13 protein-coding genes are annotated in these 17,399 nt (G+C 69.1%); 6 read left to right on the forward strand and 7 right to left on the reverse strand.

Features of this window, described 5'->3' with window-relative positions:
* Positions 1–327: 327 nt before the first annotated feature.
* Positions 328–2,523: a HelD family protein gene (locus C811_RS0104340; RefSeq protein ID WP_016310639.1), complete on the forward strand. Its 2,196-nt coding sequence runs from the start codon at positions 328–330 to the stop codon at positions 2,521–2,523.
* Between the two features lie 14 nt (positions 2,524–2,537).
* Here C811_RS0104340 and C811_RS15365 read toward each other — a convergent pair whose 3' ends face one another.
* The 4 genes from C811_RS15365 to C811_RS15380 form a co-directional block, all read right to left on the reverse strand.
* A complete protein-coding gene (locus C811_RS15365; protein ID WP_016310640.1) occupies positions 2,538–2,975 on the reverse strand; it encodes a hypothetical protein in 438 nt (145 codons plus the stop codon).
* Between the two features lie 65 nt (positions 2,976–3,040).
* Positions 3,041–3,478 carry a LytTR family DNA-binding domain-containing protein gene (locus tag C811_RS15370; protein WP_016310641.1) on the reverse strand — a complete coding sequence of 146 codons (438 nt, stop codon included), beginning with the start codon at positions 3,476–3,478 and terminating at the stop codon, positions 3,041–3,043.
* 146 nt (positions 3,479–3,624) lie between these two features.
* The gene (locus tag C811_RS15375) at positions 3,625–5,019 is read right to left on the reverse strand and encodes an MFS transporter (RefSeq protein WP_016310642.1); all 1,395 of its coding nucleotides are present in this window, start codon (positions 5,017–5,019) and stop codon (positions 3,625–3,627) included.
* Positions 5,020–5,148: 129 nt separating this feature from the next.
* Entirely contained in the window at positions 5,149–5,946 is a 798-nt protein-coding gene (locus tag C811_RS15380; protein ID WP_016310643.1) for a MerR family transcriptional regulator, read from the reverse strand.
* A 294-nt stretch (positions 5,947–6,240) separates the two neighbouring features.
* Between C811_RS15380 and C811_RS16800 the strand changes: the two genes are divergently transcribed.
* The 5 genes from C811_RS16800 (at position 6,241) to C811_RS15400 (ending at position 14,506) form a co-directional block, all read left to right on the forward strand.
* Positions 6,241–6,501, forward strand: a complete 261-nt coding sequence (locus C811_RS16800; protein WP_156997117.1) for a hypothetical protein — start codon at positions 6,241–6,243, stop codon at positions 6,499–6,501.
* A 4-nt stretch (positions 6,502–6,505) separates the two neighbouring features.
* Positions 6,506–6,790 (forward strand): hypothetical protein, encoded by a 285-nt coding sequence (locus tag C811_RS15385; protein ID WP_016310644.1) that lies wholly within the window; start codon positions 6,506–6,508, stop codon positions 6,788–6,790.
* A 29-nt stretch (positions 6,791–6,819) separates the two neighbouring features.
* Complete coding sequence (locus tag C811_RS15390) at positions 6,820–7,017, forward strand: hypothetical protein (protein WP_016310645.1); 198 nt, start codon at positions 6,820–6,822, stop codon at positions 7,015–7,017.
* The gene (locus C811_RS15395; RefSeq protein ID WP_016310646.1) at positions 7,014–12,251 is read left to right on the forward strand and encodes a DEAD/DEAH box helicase; all 5,238 of its coding nucleotides are present in this window, start codon (positions 7,014–7,016) and stop codon (positions 12,249–12,251) included. Before C811_RS15390 ends, C811_RS15395 begins: the two co-directional genes overlap by 4 nt.
* A gap of 647 nt (positions 12,252–12,898) precedes the next feature.
* A complete protein-coding gene (locus tag C811_RS15400; protein ID WP_016310647.1) occupies positions 12,899–14,506 on the forward strand; it encodes a response regulator transcription factor in 1,608 nt (535 codons plus the stop codon).
* 218 nt (positions 14,507–14,724) lie between these two features.
* Here C811_RS15400 and C811_RS15405 read toward each other — a convergent pair whose 3' ends face one another.
* The 3 genes from C811_RS15405 to C811_RS15415 all read right to left on the reverse strand — a co-directional run bounded on the left by C811_RS15405 (position 14,725) and on the right by C811_RS15415 (position 17,256).
* Positions 14,725–15,195 (reverse strand): acyl-CoA thioesterase, encoded by a 471-nt coding sequence (locus C811_RS15405; protein ID WP_016310648.1) that lies wholly within the window; start codon positions 15,193–15,195, stop codon positions 14,725–14,727.
* 217 nt (positions 15,196–15,412) lie between these two features.
* Positions 15,413–15,724, reverse strand: a complete 312-nt coding sequence (gene rhaM, locus C811_RS15410; RefSeq protein ID WP_016310649.1) for an L-rhamnose mutarotase — start codon at positions 15,722–15,724, stop codon at positions 15,413–15,415.
* Between the two features lie 167 nt (positions 15,725–15,891).
* Complete coding sequence (locus tag C811_RS15415) at positions 15,892–17,256, reverse strand: PFL family protein (RefSeq protein ID WP_016310650.1); 1,365 nt, start codon at positions 17,254–17,256, stop codon at positions 15,892–15,894.
* Positions 17,257–17,399 lie beyond the last annotated feature (143 nt).

Consider the following 17,399-nt stretch of genomic DNA (forward strand, 5'->3'; position numbering starts at 1 on the left):
CGGTTAACGGAGCGACACGCGGCCAGCCTTTCGAGTTCACGACGCGTGAATGTGCAGGGCCCGGTATGCGCTGGTGGAGGCCAGCAGAAGATCCTGCGGCCTTCTGCCGGCAAACCGATGGGCACAGGCGGGAAAACGGGAGTCTGTGAACATCTTGTGGAGGTCGGTGTGCTGCGGCGATGCGGAGCGCAAAAGTGCCGCTAGCATAGCCTCCCCACCTTGACGTCGGTGTTTCTCACGCCTCCGACCTCTCAGGTTTCCCGAACGGGGCCTCCGCGGCCGAGCCGTTCGCACGAGACGAAACCTTGGAAGAGGAAGGAGCGGGACGTGACGGTGCCCACTATGCCCCTGCGGGTCAACGACCATCACCAGGCAAACGATATCGAAGAGGCGGAGCGTGCCCATCTTGCGGCGGTGCTCGGACAGGTGCGCGCCGCCGTGGCGCGGTCCGGGGCCTTGGCGGCGCGCACCGAGGAGAGCCATCGGGAGGCCGGCGCGCAGCTGGCCGCCTCGCGCGGGGAACTTGCCCCGGAGGAGGCGCACCTGTCGGCCTTCGAGCTGAACCGTCTGGACGCCCAGGCCGCCGTGGCCGCCCGTTCGCACCGGCGCTTGGAGAAGCTGCTGGCCTCCCCCTACTTCGCGCGGGTGGACTTCCTCGATGGGGATGACGCGGATGGCGGAGCGTCGGGGGCGAGCGAACAGGGGACCGCCGCGGACTCCGATGCATCGGCCGGCCCCGACGCGGGCGGCACGGTGTCCGCTGGCGGCGCCCCCGAGGTGACCTATATCGGGCGATTCGCCTTCACCTGGGAGAACAAGGCCGTCGTATCCGATTGGCGCAGCCCGGTGGCGGCGCTGTTCTACGATTTCGAGCCGGGCCCCGTGGCCTTTCAGGCGCCGGCGGGCGAGCGGCGCGGAACCCTGGTGCGCAAGCGGCAAGTCGCCGTGGAGGAGGGGCGGCTCGTCTACGCCGTCGATTCCTCGTCGAGCGTGCGCGACGAGGTGCTGGCCCAGGCGCTTTCCCGCTCGTCGGATGCGAAGATGCACGACATCGTGGCCTCCATCCAGCGCGAGCAGAACGCCGTTATCCGCGACGAGGCGCCGGGCACGCTCGTCATCCAGGGGGTGGCGGGCTCCGGCAAGACCTCCATCGCCCTGCACCGGGTGGCCTATCTGCTCTACCGCCAGAAGGAGCGGCTCTCCTCGCAGTCGGTGGCCATCCTGTCGCCGAGCCGGGTGTTCTCCGACTACATCTCGGGCGTGCTCCCGGAGCTCGGCGAGGAGCCGGTGCGCTCGTGGAGCCTGCACGAGCTGGCGAGCCTGCTTCTGGAGGGCATCGCGAAGGTGGCGCCTGCCCGCTCGTTCGCCGACGAGGCCGACGCCGTTCGCGCCGAGCGCGCCCAGGTGAAGGGCACCGAAAAGTTCGCGCAATCGCTCGCTGCGTGGCTCGACGGACAGCTGGCTGCGGGCGGGGCGCTGTTCGAGCCGCACGACCTGCCCGTCGGCGGGGATGTGGCCGAGGCCGCCTGGCTTGCCGAGCGCTTCTCGGCCTACGCGCCCGTGCCCTTCGAGGAGCGGCTCGACCTCGTAGCGGGCGACGCCCTGGAGCTCGCCCATGGCAAGACCTTCGGCCGCTACGCCCACGCGATGCCGACCCGCCGCGAGCTGCGGTCGCGCCTGCTGCGCATGATGCGCGCGAAGAACCCGCTTGCCCTGTACCGGCGCTTTCTGGCCGATACGGGCCGAAGCGCGCTTCTCAAGATGGCGGCGAAGGGCACGGTGGAATGGGAGGATGCCTTCCCGCTCGTGCTATGCGCCTGGGCCTTCCGGGGCTCCGACGGCTTTGCCGCCGCCGCGCCAGTGCGCCACCTGGTGATCGACGAGATGCAGGATCTGTCGCCAGCGGCCCACGAGGCCGTCTCGCGGCTTTTCCGCTGCGACAAGACGCTGCTGGGCGACGCGAACCAGCTCGTGGACGGTCGCGTTGCCGCCCCTCCCGAGACGGTGGCGGCCCATTACCCCGGCGCCCGCGTGGTGCGTCTCATGACGAGCTACCGTTCCACCTTCGAGATTACCGAGCTGGCGCGGCGCGTGCTGCCCGTGGGCGGCTTGGTGGCGGTCGAGCGCCACGGCGATGAGCCCCGCTTCGTGCGCTGCGGGGACACCGCGGGCGTGCTGGGGGCGGTAGATGCGGCGGTGGGGCGGTGGCGTGCGGCCGGGCGGCGCACGCTGGGCATCATCGCGAAGTCCGACTTTCTCGCCGCCCGCTACGCCGAGCTCATCGGCCGCGTCCACGAGGTCGCCCTGATCACCGACGAGACCGACACGTACCCGGGCGGCATCGTGGTCACCTCGGTGCGCCTGGCGAAGGGCCTGGAATTCGACGAGGCGGTGCTGCTGGACGCCGACGGCCGCCAGTACGCCACCGAGGCCGACCGCCACCTCTTGTACGTGGCCGTCACTCGCGCCATGCACGGGCTGACCATCCTCTACCGCGACGAGCCGAGCCCGTTTCTGCGTTGAGGCTCGGGGCCGGCCTACCCTCGCTGCTCGCGCTCGGCGCGGTAACGGGCGAGGGCCGCGTCGAAGCTGCCGACGGTACGACGGTAGTAGACGGTGTAGCCGGCGGTGATGGCGGCGAGCGTGATCAGGTAGATGACGACGAAGGTGACCCAGGCACCGGCGTTGTCCGCCGGGAACCAGCCGCCGAGGGCCGCGCAGAGCGCCAGGGCGGGCAGGGCCGTCAGGCCGTAGCCGGCGATGCGCGCGGGGTAGCTCGGCCGGGCGAACACGGTCTCGGTGAACCACAGGACTTGCAGTGCGACGAGCAGCAGGCAGGCGGCCAGGAGCGAGAGCGTGATGACGATGCCCTCCACGGGGCCGGCGAAGACGAGGCCGAGCGCGCACCACAGGGCCATGGCGGCGGTGAAGGCGACGCAGACGCGGACGAGGGCGCTTTTCAGGATGCGGTTCATAGGGCTTCCTTTCCTTGGGTGGGCGGGGTTCGAGAGGCTGGGTGCGGCGGCTGCCGGTCGACCGGCTACAGGCCGATCTTGCGCTTGATGGCGGGCGCGTACTGGCGGGAGGCGATGAGATGCTCGCCGTTTTCCAGAATGAGCTCGATCCGGGCGTTGGGGTAGGGGCGCAGGCCCCGCACCGCGTCGAAATTCACGAGCAGGGACTTCGACGCCCGAACGAACTCGCTGCCGGCCAGCTCCGCTTCCAGCTCGTAAAGTCGCAGCGGGCTTTCCAGCACGCGGTCGCGCCCATAGAGGAAAGACCTCCCGTCCACCGATTCCGCGTAGAGCACCTGGGCGGGCTCCAGGATGAACGTGCCCTGCTCGTTGGCGCCGAGCAGACGCCGCTCGGCGGCGTTCGCCGCGGCCACGATGGCCTCTACGCGCCGGTCGATGGAGGGGCAGCGGATGTCCACCTCGATATCGGGCAGGCCGGGGTGCTCTTCAACGGTCAGTTTCATGGGGCTTCCTTCGGTATCGCTCAGACATGGTGTTCGAACGATGCCAGTGTGCCCGCTTCACGGCACCGGCGCAAGGCCTGTGGGCCTCAGTTGCACGGGGCGGCCGCTATGTTGCAAGAGGCAGTGGCTGAGGGGAAGCGCGCGGGTTACTCGGCGAGAACGGAGGGGTGTTCGGCGCCCACGGCGGCAGGGCCCGCGTTTCGGTCTGCCGTGCGGACATCGCTCGGCGCGGCGGCGCTCCCGTCCTCTTCGGCAAGGTCGCGCAGGGTGTGGGTGGTAAGCGCCCAGATTGTGGCCACGCCCCAGCAGACGGCGAGGGCGAGCGCCGCTGCGCCTGCGCCCCACGCTTCCACGATCAGCGAGGTGGCGAACACGGCCACCGGCGCCGCGGCCAAGGTGAGCGAGTTCTGGGTGCCCAGGGCGCTGCCGCGGTTGCCCTCGGGAATGCGGTCGAAGATGTAGAAGCCGAGCAAGGCCGACAGGGGACCGGCGAACAGCCCGAGCAGCAGCGCGCCGGCCAGCAGCAAAGGGAAGGAGGGCAGCAGCCCCAAGGCCAGCACGCCGACGGCCATGCCGGCGAGCGAGATGATGAACCAGGTGCGGCGGCGCAGCTTAGAGGCGAGCGCCGCGTAGGCCAGCGAGCTTACCAGCATGCCCGCCGACATGGCCGACAGCACGTAGCCCAGCAGTTCGGGCGTGCCGGCGGCGGTGAAGTGCACGGGCAGCACGAGGCCCTGCAGCGACCCCAGGATCATGACGATGCCGAAGCTTACGAGCATGCAGGAGCGCAGAAGCTCGTCGCGCACGAACAGCACGGCGACCCCCGACTTCAGCGAAGCCCAGGCCTCGGCGACAAGGCCGGGGCCCGCGGTAGCGGTGGCGATGGCGGCTGCCGAGCCGGCCAGGGCGCGCTCGTTGCCGGTACGGCCGACGGTTCGGGGCAGCGTGAGCGTGACGAGGGCCGCCCCCGCTGACATGACGGCGGTGAACCACAGGGCGTTCACCGCTCCGGCCGCGCCCATGAGGAAGGCGGCCAGGGCGGGCCCGACGATGACCACGAGGGAATCGAGGGACTGGGTCAGCCCCATGAACTTCTGCAGGCTGCGCCCGTCGCGCTCGCATACGGCGGGGGCCAGCGCGTCGCGGGCCGTCATGCCGGGAATGTCGCCGACGGCTCCCAGAAGGCCGAGGGCCACAAACCAGCCGAAGGACAATCCCCAGATCATGTCCACGACAGGCAGCAGGGCCACGCTGGCCGCCGACAGCATGTCGGAGACGATGGACACGTTGCGGCGGTTGAAGCGGTCGATGAGCGCGCCGCCGACAAGCCCGATGAGGAACTGGGGCGCCGCGCAGATGAGCGCCAGGGTGCCCGCGGCCAGGGCGTCGCCGGTGGTGGCGAGCAGCACGAGCGGCAGCACGACGCCGGCCACCGAGTTGCCGAGCAGGGAAAGCGCGCAGGAGAGCAGGTAGCGCGGAGCGACCTTGCGAGGACGATGGGGCGGGCGGGGCGTGCGGGCCTGAGGGGCGGCAAGGGACATGGGGGGCCTTTCTCGAAAGTGCGGAACTTCGGGAAGGCAGTTAAAACTATGACGTTGCGTCGGGGTCAAGGGGGGCGGGAAAAGAAATCGGCCGCCCGGCCGCCCGGTCCTCTCCAGGGCGGCCCGTGCTCAGGTCCGGGGTGCCCGCTCGGCTTCCACGCGGGCTTCCATGATGGCCTCGATGCCCGCCTCGATACGGTGGTAGACGTCCTGTTGGGCGGCATTGTGGCCCTCGAAGGCGATGCGGTCGAGGAACTGCTCGCGGTCGGTCGAGGGGCGCAGCCAGTTCGCCGTGTCGAAGCAGGCGATGACGGGCTTCAGGGCCTCCAGGGATTCGGCGGCCAGCTCGGCCCGCTCGGCTTCGGAGGCGTCGGACGGAAGGGCGGTCAGCTGCTGATCGAGGTGCAGCATGGTCTCGGTGAGGTCGTCGCTGGCGATGCGCCTGACGACGCGCTCCAACTCGCCGAGCTCCTCCTCGTCGTAGAGGTGTCCCGCCACGATGAGGGCAGTGCGGTTATCGGGGGAGGCGTCGGCTAGGGTGTCCACGCCGGGCAGCATGCGCAGGATGCGCGCGAAGCGCACGGGGAGGTCGGGGTCGAGGTTTTCCCGGCGCAGCGCGGCGATGATGCGGCGCTGCTCTTCCAAACGCTCGATCTCCAGGGCCAGCTCGCGGTCGAGCTCCTCCAAAGCGCTCGCGCCGGACCGGCCCGGCGCGTCCATCTCGTCGAGGATGGCGCCGATGCGTGCGAGGGGGAAACCGAGGGAGGCCAGCCGCTTTATCCGCAGCACACGGGCCACGTCGGTCGCCGCGTAGTCGCGGTAGCCGTTCTCGGAACGCTCGGGCTCGGCGAGCAGCCCCAGCTGATGATAATGTCGCAAGGTGCGCACCGTCACCCCCGCCAGCTTCGCCACCTCGTTACTGCGCATCGTCCTTCCTTTCGCTTGGGAACTGCTCCCATGCTAGCACGGCTTGCCCCAGTAAAATACCCTCTTGAAAAAGAACATATGTTTGGGTATGATAAAGGAAACAGATGTTCCAAAGGCTGGGTGCGTTCCCTAACTTCCATCGCATGAAGGACAGCCGTCCGAAGTAGAGGAGGCTGTCGTGGGTCGCTATCCCTCACATTTTCTCAGACGATTTCAGCGGGGCAACGCTTGCCGGGAGTTGTTGCCTCGCCTCTCGCCCTGCATTATAATTTCGTTTAACGAAAGTAGGACGCTATGATCGAAATCGTTGTACATGACCATGCTCTGAAGCATGGATTGACCGAAGAAGACGTACTGTATGCGTGGAATAATTTCGTAAGAAAGCAAAGAAGGAAAGTGCCTCGGGAGGATGAAATACTTGTCGTTGGCTTCGATAGCAACATGCGCGCGATGCAGATAGTTGGATGTGACAGAGGGGATAGGGTCATCATTTTTCATGCGTTAACACCACCGACGGAAAAGGCTCTTCGTGAGCTTGGTTTGGCTAGGAGGTAGCTCTATGAAGACCGATAAGGAAATTGAGGAGATGTTCGGGCTAACCCGCGAGGATATCGAGGAGCTTGCTGCTCCCTGGGAGGCGGGGGAGATTCCGGGAGTGCCGGTCGGCGAGGTCATCGTTGGTCGGCCGCTGAAGTTCGGCGAGCATTTGAAGCTCGTGGGCTTCAAGGAGACTGAGCAGAAGATTGAGCGCATGGACAAGCGGGCTGACAGCTTGGGTATGAAGCGCTCCGACTATCTGCGATGGCTTGTCGACAGGGACCTCGCTGCCGCCGGCATCGCCTAGTCTTTTCGAGCAAGGGAAAGAAGGTCGTAATGAACGATGGCGAGCGGTTGGCGCGGTTCGAGGCGGCGTTGGCGGCTTTGGCGGAGGAGCGGGAGTCGGTGATCGCGACCTTGGACGATCTGCGCGCTCACGGCAAGACGCGCACGGCAACCTACCAGCAGCTGGCGGCACGCAAGCTTGTGCTGAAGGCCGCCCTGGCCCCCTTCGAGGAAGCGGGGCTCTTGTGAGAGCGGCTCAGAAATCTGCCGCGCTCGGGATGTTCTCCGAGGCCACGCGAGCTTGGTTCGCCGCTGCACTGGGCGAGCCGACCGAGGTGCAGGCGCGGGCGTGGGAGGCCATCGCGCGGGGCGAGAACGCGCTCGTGATCGCGCCGACGGGCTCGGGCAAGACGCTGGCGGCGTTCCTGTGGGCCATCGACGCCCTCATGGCCGAGAAGGCGCGCGCAGCCGCGGCGGGGGAGAAGTGGGCCCGGGGCGTGCGCGTGCTGTATGTGTCGCCTTTGAAGGCCCTCGGCGCCGACGTGGACCGCAACTTGCAAGGGCCCCTTGCGGCCATAGCGGAGCTGGCGGGGGCCCGGGCGCAGCAGGCGGGCGCGAAGGCGCCCGAGATCCGCACGGCCATGCGCACGGGCGACACCACGCCCGACGAGCGCCGCAAGATCGTGCGCAATCCGCCGGACATCCTCATCACCACGCCCGAGTCGCTCTACCTCATGCTCACCTCGGCGGCGCGCGAGGTGCTGCAAAGCGTGGAGACAGTCATCGTGGACGAGGTGCACGCGCTGGCCGGCGACAAGCGTGGAGCCCATTTGTCACTGTCGCTGGAGCGGCTCGACGATCTGTTGGAAGCACCCGCCCAGCGCATCGGCCTGTCGGCTACGGTGCGGCCGCGCGATGCGGTGGCGCGCTTCCTCGGCGGCGCGCACCCGGTGACGGTGGTAGCCCAGGAGGCGCCCCCGGCGCTGGATCTGGCGGTGCGCGTGCCCGTGCAGGACATGACGGCGGTTCCCGCGTTCGGGGGCTTTTGCGGTGCGGGCGACGGAACGCGCGAGCGGGGCGGCGGCCCCCGGAGAGCGGCCGTCGAGAACGCATGGAAGTCGGATCGGGCGATGCGGGCCGTCATGGCCGCCGAGTCGGGGGCGGCCCCGAAGGCGGCACCTCACCCCGACAGTCGCCTGGGCACGGCATCCATCTGGCCGCACATCGAGGCGGCCATCCTCGACGAGGTGCTCGCCCATACCTCCACCATCGTGTTCGTGAACTCGCGGGGCCTGTCCGAGAAGCTGACGGCACGCCTGAACGAGCTGTACGCCAAACGGCTTGGTCTGGACGGGCCCCGCGCGGAGTCGGCGGGCTACTGGAGCGATGCGGGCAGCGCCGGCGGCGGCAATGGCGCCGAGGCCGCGGCGTCCCCGCGGGCGGCCGCCACCTTGCGCGGGGTGGTCGCGGGGACCGATGCCATGCGTGCGGCTCCGGGCACGGGCTTCCGCTCGGACATCGGCTCCACCACGGCGCTCGTGACCGAGCCGCCGGTGCTCATCGCGAAGGCCCACCATGGTTCGGTCTCCAAGGAGAAGCGCCTGCAGGTGGAGCGCGAGCTGAAGGCCGGCGAGCTGCCCTGTGTGGTGGCCACCTCCAGCCTGGAGCTCGGCATCGACATGGGCTCCATCGATTTGGTGCTGCAGGTGGCCGCGCCCCCTTCGGTGGCAAGCGGCTTGCAGCGGGTGGGCCGGGCGAACCACCAGGTGGGAGGCCGGTCCCAAGGCGTCATCTTCCCGCGCACCCGCGTGGAGGTGATCGACGCGGCCGTCATGGCCGAGGGCATGGAGTCCGGTGCCATCGAGAGCACGAGGCTCGTGGAGAACGCGCTCGATGTGCTGGCCCAGCAGACGGTGGCAGCAGTGTCTGCGGCCCCCGATGGCCTTCCCGCGGATGCGTGGCTGGCCACGGTGCGCCGCTCGGCCTGCTATGCCGATTTAGGTGCGCGCTCCTTCGAGGGCGTGCTCGACATGCTCGCCGGGCGCTACGCCTCGGGCGAGGTGGCCGAGTTCTCGCCCCGCATCCTGTGGGATCGCGAGACGGGGCTCCTGAAGCCGCGCCCTGCGTCTCAGCGGCTCGCGGTGACTGCCTCGGGCGCCATTCCCGACCGCGGCATGTTCTCGGTGGTGTTGCCCGAGGGCGACGCGAGGCAGGGACGCCGCCGCGTGGGCGAGCTCGACGAGGAGATGGTGATGGAATCGCGCGTGGGCGATATCATCGCGCTGGGCACGAGCACGTGGCGCATCAAGGAGATCGGCGCCGACCGCGTCATCGTGGAAGCGGCCCCGGGCCGTGCGGGGCGCCTGCCTTTCTGGCACGGCGACGCTCCCTCGCGTCCCTTCGAGGCCGGGTGCGCCCGCGGTGCCTTCGTGCGGGCCCTCGACGGCGGCGTGGGGCGCGGTGCGTCGGAGGATGATGCGTGCGAGAGCACCGAGCATGCGTCCCGGGTGCAGGCCGCCTCGGACGGGGAGGATCCCCTCTTGTCCACGGCTCTGCGCGAGCGGTTGTGCGCCGACGGGTTGGACGAAAGCGCGCGGCGCAACCTGGCCGCTCTCATCGCTGCCCAGCGGGAGAGCACGGGCGCGGTGCCTACGGACAGACGGCTTGTTGTGGAGCGCTGTGAGGACGAGACGGGCGACTGGCGCCTTATCCTGCACGCGCCCTTCGGCCGGCGCGTGCACGAGCCCTGGGCCCTGGCCGTGGCCCATCGCATAACCACCACGCTGGGCTTCGATCCCCAGGTCTCAGCGGCCGATGACGGCATCCTGATCCGCGTGCCCCTCGATGAAGACTCCCTGCCCGGCCCCGAACTGTTCCTGTTCGATCCCGACGAGCTGGAGGCCATCGTGCGCGAGCGCGTGGGCTTCACGGCGCTGTTCGCTGCGCGCTTTCGCGAGTGCGCGGCCCGTGCCCTGCTTATGTCGCCTACGGCTCCGGGCAAGCGGGCGCCTTTGTGGCAGCAGCGCCTGAAGGGAGGCCAGCTTCTGGAGGCCGCGCGACAGGAAGAGGATTTCCCCATCATCCTGGAGGCCCTGCGGGAATGCCTGCGAGACGTGTTCGACCTGCCGGCGCTGAGGGAGGTGATGGACGGCTTGCGATCAGGCGCCATCAAGATGAGCGAGGCGCGCACGGGCGTGCCGTCGCCCTTCGCGGCGCCGCTTGTGTTCGGCTATCTGGGCGAGCACCTCTACGAGGGAGATTTGCCCCATGCGGAGCGCCAGGCGTCGCTGCTCGCGGTGGATCCCGCGCTGCTCGGCGAGCTGGTGGGCGCCGGGGCAATCGAGGACGTTCTCGATGACGGGGTTGTGGCCCAGGTTCTTGCCGAGCTGCAGCGCACGGCAGCGGGCTGGCAGGTGCGCGGCGCCGAGGGCGTGGTCGACCTTTTGCGCGAGCTGGGGCCGCTGACCGTGGAAGAGGTGGCTGCGCGTCTCGAGCTGCCGGAGGGCGCCGTGGCGCCGGCGGAGGCTGCTGCCCAGATGCTAACCCAGCTGAACGCCGAACGGCGGACCTTCCCGCTTGCCCTCGGCGGGGCGCGAAAGTGGGCGGCGGGCGACGACGGGCCGCGCCTGCGGGCGGTGCTCGGCGTGCCGGTGCCGTCATGGGCTCTTGTTCCCGGAGTTGGGCCACGGGACGGGAAAGCGTGGAAGGATGCCGGCGACAAGCTCCTCGACGGCCTTGTCGCCCGCTTCGCGCGCACCCATACGCTGTTCGGCACCGGGGATGCCGCCGCGGCGTTGGGTCTCGGCCCTGCATTGGCGGCGGAGTCCCTCGAGCGTCTTGCGGCAGCGGGCCGGCTTACGCGGCTGGGAGCGGATCGCTGGGTCGACGGCGGGGTGCTGCGGCGTTTGCGGTCGCGGTCGCTGGCCCGGGCTCGCGAGGCGGTGCGGCCGGTGGATGCGAGCGCCTACGTGCGCTTTTTGCTGGCGCGCCAGGAAGTGGTTCGTCCCGGCGAGCCGGCGCTTTCCGGCATCGACGGCGTGGCTGCGGTGATCGCCCAGTTCGAGGGCGCCGCACTTTCCATGGCGCAGTGGGAAGGCGACGTGTTCCCCGCGCGGGTGCCCGACTACCGGCCCGGCATGCTCGACGAGCTCGTCGCTTCGGGGGAGGTGCTGTGGGCAGCCTCCACGGTGGCAGGGTCGCGCGTCGTCGCATTCTATCCGACCGATTCCCTCTTGGCTCCGCTGCCGGTGGATGGGGAGGCGGGGCTGGCATCGCCCATGATCTCCGAGCCTGGGTGCTCCGAAGGGGGCGCGTCTTCCCTCGATGCGGTCGTGCAGCGCGTGCTGGCAGATGCCGGCCCCGTGCCCTTCCGCCTGCTCGCCGAGCATGTGGCGCGCACTGCGGGCGCGCCGGCCCCGACTGACCGGGAAGTGGCCGAGGCGCTCGAGCGGCTCGTCTGGGCGGGGGAAGCGGCCAGCGATGCCCTCGGCTTCCCGCGAGCCGGCGGTTTGGCGCGCGGGGATGGTTCCGCGTCTTCGCCAGCAGGTCAGGCGCCCCCGCCCTCCCGTCGCCGGGCGAGCAGCCGTCGGGGCCGCTCGCTGTACCGCGAGGCGCGGTCCCAGGCCCGGGCGGCGGTGGTTGCGCGGCAAGGGGCGGCATCGGCCTTCGACGCCGCGCTGGCCGGTCGCTGGTTCGCGCTCGCTCCCTCGGGCCAGAGTCCCACGGTGCAGGCGATGGGGCTCGTGGAGTCGCTGCTCGACCGCTACGGGGTCATCACGCGCGATGTTGCCCTTGCGGCCGGCGTGCCGGGAGGCCTCACGCCGCTCTATCCCGTGCTGCGGGCCATGGAGGACGCCGGCGAGCTGACGCGCGGCATGTTCGTGGAGGACATGGGCCCGGCGCAGTTCGCCGCGCGGGAGACCGTGGAGGCGCTGAGGGCATGGGCTGCCGAGCCCGAAGGTGATCGAGTCTGCACTGGCGAGCCGGAAGGCGCGCACCATCGGGCCGCCGGGCTGGAAGGTGCGCGCGGTGGTCCGGCGGCACCCGCGCCCTGCGTGGTGCTTCCCGCCGATGACCCGGCCTGCCTGTTCGGCGCCGGTATCCCGTGGCCCGAAGTGGCCTGGGAGGCGGCCGGGGCTGCGCCCGCTGTGGACGCCGCCCTCGTGGCCGCCAAGCCGAGCCGTCGAGAAGGGGCGCTTGTGGTCGTTGCCGAGGGGCATGCGGTGCTATGGGCCGCGCCGCGGCTGAAGGCGCTGCTCGCCTTCACCAGCGATGGGGCGCTCCTCGCGGCGGCGGTGAAGGCGCTGGCGGCATTCGTGCGCGCCCAGCTGAAGCGGGAAGGCTCTGCCGCCGCGCGCCGCAAGCTTACGGTGGAGCACTTCAACGGCCGCGACGTGCTGGCCACGCCTCTGGCCGACCTGCTCCAGAAGGAGGGCTTTGCCCGCCTGCCCGACGGTATGCGCTGGTACGCGAGTCCGTTCTAAGGCCTTCTCGTTCGGCTCTGGGAGGCGCTTGCCGCGGGGGGTCGCGGGCGGCGGGAGGGGGGCTGTTGCTCGCAAGCCTGTTCGCCGCAGGGAGACTGCCGTGCAACGTGGCTCGGTTCCGCGACGAAAACAAGAGGGGCGCCGCGTCTCTTTCGTGACGCGGCGCCCTGTTTGCGTGCGGTTGCGCGCTCCCCTGAAGCGCGCAACCTATCCCAGTGAGTGGAAGGAAGCGGGCGGCGGCCAGAAAGGAGAGCCGCCGCCCTCGGGCGTCCGGCGCTGTCGTCCGGGTGCCCGCAAAGCCCTTGACGGAGGCGGAGCGGCCCGACCTCAATGGCCCCAAAAAAGCCGCGCCGCTGGGAGTCCGCCTCCAAAGAGGAACAACGACACTATAGGCCGCCCTGCCACCCTTCGCCATCGCCGCTCTTGGGTAACCGCATCGCGCTTTTTGGGTATTGCCCGCTCAAAGCCTCTGTTGTCGAGTTGTCCACGGGTTATGAGGTGAGCGCTGGGCTCGCAGGTCAGGTGCTAGAATCGAATCGTCAAGGAGGTGCGGGACGCTCGGCGGCGGCGAAGTTTGCCGCGGCACCTGCGCCGCCTATGCGAGAGGAACTACCGGGCCGAGCGGAAGAACAGGGGGGCGAGGGCCCATGGCTAACGTCGAGAAAGACCGAGCTGCGGCGGGAGCGTTCGCGCGGCTCGCGGAGCTGCGCCCTCGTCACGGCGCCCTCTGCGCCTTTGCGACGACCTTGCTCAGCTGCATGCCCGTCATCGTCGTTCTCGGTGGGGTGCCGCGCTACGCTGCCTTGGGTGACTCGTTTTTGCTCTGTCTGCTTTTGGCTGCGGTGGCGTCGGGGGCCTTCCTCTGCGCCCGCGCGCTCCGAGGCGCCCCTCGCGATGGCAATCGTCTCGCGAGGGGCGCGGTGGTCGCCTACTTGGCGGCGGCCCTCGCCTTCATCGTCCTGCTCGTGGCTCCCGACCCGTGGCCTCTCGGGGCCGCCGGCGCGGGTCTCGTGGCCGGAGGCGCCCTGCCGGCGGTGCTGTGCGCGTGGGCGCGGGCGGTGGCCGCTCCCATGGACCGGTCGCTCGCCCTGTGCGCGCTCGTGGGAGGCGGCGCGGCCCTCGCGGGTTGGATTCTCGCACTGCTTCCCTTGCCACTGCTTCTGCCGGCGTTTTGCGTGCTGGTGGTTGCGGGCACCGTGCCCCTGCTGCTCATAGAGTCCGAGGATTCCCCGGATGAGGCGGATGCCCCGCAGGCCGTGCCGGTCGCTTGCGGCAAGGGCGCGCTCGGTCGCCTGCTCTCGGTCACTTGGCTTCCTCTGCTAGGTTTGGCGGCCTATGTGTTCATGACGGGGCTGGTGGCCCACGGCGCGTTCGGAACGATGCCGGCGACGTATCTGGGGTCGCTGCCCGAGGCGGCTCTCGTGCTTCTCGTCTGCGCGCGGTGGGGGCGCCGTCCGCTTCTGCCGTGGTGCTATCGCGTGCTCGTGCCCCTTCTGGCCGCGGTGTTCGTGGTGCTGGGGGCCTTTCCTGCAGGCACCTTCCCCCAGGAGGCGTCGGTGACGGTGCTCTACGGGTTCTACCTCGTGCTGGCCATGATCGGCTGTGCGCTCTTTCTGGCTGTGACGCATAGCCGCGAGGTCGCTCCAGAGCTGACGTGCTCGTTCGCCACGGCGGTGACGGCCGCCGCGGCCCTTCTCGCGCAGGTCCTGTCGGCGGCGATGCCCGGCTCCGACTTCTCCTCGTGGTTGCCGGTTGTCACGGGGCTGTTCGTGGCCGTGCTGTTGCTCTTTCTTGGGCGCACAGCCTGGGATGGGCTCGTTACCCCTCAGGGCGGTGCATTGGGGGCGGAAGGGGCCGCCGGTGGCGAAGGGGTCTCGGCCGGCTGCGCGCCCGCATCGGCGGCCGACGGCGCCCGTGTGCCCGCGCGGGTGGCCGACGGCGTGCCCGCGCCGAAGGCGGTGGGTGCCGCAGGTTTCGGGGCAGTGGCGGCCGCTTCTCCGGCAACGCCGACCGCCCCCGAGCCCTCCCTGCGCGACACGCTCGAGGCCCGCTGCGCTGAAGTGTCGGCCGCCCGGAGCCTCTCGCCCCGCGAGGCCGAGGTGCTCGTGTATCTGGCCCGCGGCTTCACACCGGCCTACATCGCGAAGTCGCTCGTGCTCTCCATCAGCACCGTGCGCACCCACGTGCGCAACATCTACCGCAAGCTCGGTATCAACAAGCGCGAGGAGCTTTTGCACCTCATCGACGAGGGGTGACTGGCGGCACGCTTGTAGGAGTCAACCGCGATGGGGGTTGTCCCGCGCGGGATTGTCCGCTTCCCTCGGAGGTCTCCTTGACGGTTTTTTGCATCTTCTGCAACTTTTGCCAAGGAGTTGGGGGGATGGCTTTGGCTGCCCCCGATACCTCCGCCCATCCATAGGGGACGGCTTCGGCCGTCCCGTCGCAACCGCGTCCGCTTCTACGAGGGCGGTTCTCAGGCTTCTTCCGCGATCTTCTCGTAGAGGGCGTGCAGCTCGGGGAAGGTGCGTTTGAGGCTCACGGGCCTGAACGTGTCGCGCTCCACGACGCAGAGGGTCACGAGCGCGTCCACGAGCGGGGTGGCGCCCTCGCGCAGGAGCGGCTCGCCGGCCTCGTCGGCGCCCGCGGCGTCGTCGGCGCGGAAGACCTGCTGGCGGTATACGGTGCGCATGGGCAGGCTCTTCGCCACCGAGGTGCGCACGAAGGCGGCCTCGCCGTAGCGCAAGGGACTGCGGTAGTGGATTTCCACGTCGTGGATGGGGCTCATGTAGCCCTGCTGCTCGATGCGCTCGTTGTAGGAGAACCCCACCGCGTCCAGGAAGTCGATGCGCGCGTCCTCGAAGTACAGCAGGTAGTTCGCGTGGTAGACCACCCCCATCATGTCCGTCTCGCCGTACCGCACGGTAATGGGGGTGTGCACATGCATGATCTCGCTCGCTTCCGCCGACTCGTTTTCGATTTCAGCGGTCAATTATAGTGAAGATGACGGAGCAGTGCGCCGCTTTGGACAAAACGGCACGGTTCTCGTAGTTTCAGTCGCGATCTTGCGAGAACCGAAAAGCTATGACCTGGGAAAACGCCTGTGATGGGGTGCCCGTTCAAGCGGATGGGCTACGAGAACCGTGTTGTTTTGACCATAGGAGCTAATCCAGGTGGAACAGCACGGGCAGGTCAACCGAGACGGGGGAGTTGTCTTCGTTGGTCTCCATGATGTCGGCCATGAAGTCCCACCATTTGCGGTTGACGGCCGTGTCGGCCCCGGCGGCCCACCGCTCAGGGTCGTCGATCTCGATGTAGCCGAACAGCGTGAGCGTGTCCGGGTCCAACGCGATGGTGTAGTTGCGGCCCCCGTGGGCGTGGATCATATCCACCATCTCGGGCCACAGCTCGTTATGGCGCCGCTCGTATTCCTCTTCCATGCCGGGGTAGAGCTTCATCTTGAACGTCTTGATCATGGGTGCTCCTTCTGCGCTCCTTCGCGATTGCCGGATACACCCAGTATAGGAAGCGGCCCGCCCTCCGAAGGGGGAGGGCGGGCCGTTGGTGCGACGCTGTAGGATTTCGCGGGCTCACGAGCGCCGGAGCCGCAGGCTGGGAAACCAGAGAGATGAAAGGAACGCCTCTAGTTCTTCAGCGAGTTCAAGGGCGCGGGCATGCGTCCGCCGCGGTGGGCGAACACGGTGCCGGCGTGGGGGTTCACGGGCATGACCGGGGCATAGCCCAGAAGACCGCCGAAGTCCAGCTGGTCGCCCACCTGCTTGCCGATGGCGGGAATGAGACGCACGGCGGTGGTCTTGTTGTTGATCATGCCGATGGCGCATTCGTCGGCGATGATGCCGAAGATGGCTTCCTGGGTGGTGTCTCCCGGCACGGCGATCATGTCCAGGCCCACGGAGCACACACACGTCATGGCCTCCAGCTTCTCGATGGAAAGCGCCCCGTCCTCGGCGGCGCGGATCATGCCGGCGTCCTCGGACACGGGGATGAAGGCGCCCGACAGGCCGCCCACGGAAGACGACGCCATGACGCCGCCCTTCTTCACGGCGTCGTTGAGCATGGCCAGCGCCGCCGTGGTGCCGGGGCCGCCGCACTGGCCCACGCCGATGGCCTCCAAGATCTCGGCCACCGAGTCGCCCTCGGCCGGGGTGGGGGCCAGCGACAGGTCCAGAATGCCCTGCTGCACGCCGAGGCGGCGGGAGGCCTCGCGGGCCATGAGCTCGCCGGCGCGGGTGATCTTGAAGGCGGTGGCCTTGATGGCCTCGGCCACGGTGGTAAGGTCGGCCTCCTTCGGCAGGTCGGCCAGCACCGCCCGCACCACGCCGGGGCCCGATACGCCCACGTTCACCACTTCGTCGGCCTCGCCCGAGCCGTGGAAGGCGCCGGCCATGAAGGGGTTGTCCTCCACGGCGTTGCAGAACACTACGAGCTTGCCGGCGCCGATGCACTGGCGGTCGGCGGTGAGCTCGGCGGCGCGCTTCACGATGCCGGCCATCAGATAGGCAGCGTCCATGTTGATGCCGGCCCGCGTGCTGCCCACGTTCACGCTGGCGCACACGCGGTCGGTGGTGGCCAGCGCCTCGGGAATGGAATCCATCAGCTTGTGGTCGGCCCGCGTGGCGCCCTTGTGCACGAGCGCCGAGAAGCCGCCCACGAAATCGACGCCCACCTCGGCTCCGGCGCGGTCCATGGCCCGCGCGATGGGGGAGAGGTCGTCGGTGGTCACGGCGGCGCAGATCTCCGCGATGGGGGTGACCGAAATGCGCTTGTTCACGATGGGAATGCCGAACTCGCGCTCGAGCTGCTCGGCTGTGGGCACCAGGTGTTCGGCGGCGGTGGTCATGCGGTCGTATACCTTGCGGGCCAGCGCGTCCACATCGGCATCCACGCAGCCGCGCAGGTTGATGCCCAACGTGATGGTGCGGATGTCCAGGTTCTGCTTGGACACCATGGCCAGTGTCTCGGCAACTTCAGCGGGGGTAATCTGCATAACGGCTCCTCGCTCGCGATGGCTGACAGGGCGCGGGTTCGCGCCCTTGCGGTTGTTCCGGTTCAGTCTACCAAATCACTTGCATGCTTGCTGCTGTACAGACGTGGACGGCCCTAATCGCTTCTAGTCAAGGAAAGGAGTGC

The sequence above is a fragment of the Adlercreutzia caecimuris B7 genome, assembly GCF_000403355.2.
GTDB lineage: Bacteria > Actinomycetota > Coriobacteriia > Coriobacteriales > Eggerthellaceae > Adlercreutzia > Adlercreutzia caecimuris.

Excerpts from the sequence above, each read along its gene's own strand:
- C811_RS16800 (WP_156997117.1), top strand. The coding sequence starts at position 6,241 with ATGATCGAAATCGTTGTACATGACCATGCTCTGAAGCATGGATTGACC.
- C811_RS15390 (WP_016310645.1), top strand. The coding sequence starts at position 6,820 with ATGAACGATGGCGAGCGGTTGGCGCGGTTCGAGGCGGCGTTGGCGGCT.
- rhaM (WP_016310649.1), bottom strand. The coding sequence starts at position 15,724 with ATGATCAAGACGTTCAAGATGAAGCTCTACCCCGGCATGGAAGAGGAA.
- C811_RS15385 (WP_016310644.1), top strand. The coding sequence starts at position 6,506 with ATGAAGACCGATAAGGAAATTGAGGAGATGTTCGGGCTAACCCGCGAG.
- C811_RS15365 (WP_016310640.1), bottom strand. The coding sequence starts at position 2,975 with ATGAACCGCATCCTGAAAAGCGCCCTCGTCCGCGTCTGCGTCGCCTTC.
- C811_RS15415 (WP_016310650.1), bottom strand. The coding sequence starts at position 17,256 with ATGCAGATTACCCCCGCTGAAGTTGCCGAGACACTGGCCATGGTGTCC.
- C811_RS15380 (WP_016310643.1), bottom strand. The coding sequence starts at position 5,946 with ATGCGCAGTAACGAGGTGGCGAAGCTGGCGGGGGTGACGGTGCGCACC.
- C811_RS15370 (WP_016310641.1), bottom strand. The coding sequence starts at position 3,478 with ATGAAACTGACCGTTGAAGAGCACCCCGGCCTGCCCGATATCGAGGTG.
- C811_RS15375 (WP_016310642.1), bottom strand. The coding sequence starts at position 5,019 with ATGTCCCTTGCCGCCCCTCAGGCCCGCACGCCCCGCCCGCCCCATCGT.
- C811_RS15400 (WP_016310647.1), top strand. The coding sequence starts at position 12,899 with ATGGCTAACGTCGAGAAAGACCGAGCTGCGGCGGGAGCGTTCGCGCGG.
- C811_RS15405 (WP_016310648.1), bottom strand. The coding sequence starts at position 15,195 with ATGCATGTGCACACCCCCATTACCGTGCGGTACGGCGAGACGGACATG.